This window comes from Chroococcidiopsis cubana SAG 39.79 (assembly GCF_003991895.1).
Classification (GTDB): domain Bacteria; phylum Cyanobacteriota; class Cyanobacteriia; order Cyanobacteriales; family Chroococcidiopsidaceae; genus Chroococcidiopsis; species Chroococcidiopsis thermalis.
Window position 1 is genome coordinate 1 of sequence record NZ_RSCK01000285.1, and the last position, 673, is coordinate 673.

General features: G+C 43.1%; 1 protein-coding gene. It reads right to left on the reverse strand.

The window, feature by feature from the left end:
* Positions 1 to 164: 164 nt before the first annotated feature.
* A partial coding sequence (locus DSM107010_RS37930) for a plasmid pRiA4b ORF-3 family protein (RefSeq protein ID WP_148125962.1) occupies positions 165 to 673 on the reverse strand: 509 nt, incomplete at its 5' end.

The window sequence follows — 673 nt, forward strand, 5'->3', positions numbered from 1 at the left end:
GCTTGGGCTAGCGTAAGTCCTAAATTTTCGGGTTGTAGATTCCCCTTTTCAATTTGTATAACTTCTTGAATTAATTGGGTTTCTCCTGATTCTGATTCAACAACTACTTGAACTTTAAATTTCACGCTATCTCCTTGAAAAATAACATCGACTCCCTATCTCCGCTAGCGTATTGCAGTAAATGCTGGTTGACTTTTTGACGGTCGAAGCGGTTTTGATAAACCAATAGCCAAGGCGCGTAGCGAGCTTGCTTCTTCCCTATCCATGTCAAAATTTCCGTCCCTCAACATTGAAGCAAAACGCTCTAACACGTCCCAAATCAAAAATTCTTCCCTTGCTTTCATAAAGCCCCAAGGACCACCACAGTTCTCTGGGGGACAAACACCTTTACCACCAGTGCAGATTGGGTAAGTTTGGTTTTCGTCTGGTGTTAAGATAGCTTCTACTCTGATTTGATGCCGCCACCAATAACGCCATGTACCCATTGATGGACATATACTGAAGTCATATTCGTAGAGAAGTTTTTCTTTTAGTCTTAATCCAAACGAACCTAACTTCACTTCGCTGGCGCAGTCACTAAATACCGTTCCACCTGGTTGGGTAATTCCATAGTGCTTACCGTGGATTTGGAAATGGTGCAGATGAATATCCTCCCACCCCATTGCCAGCTGGA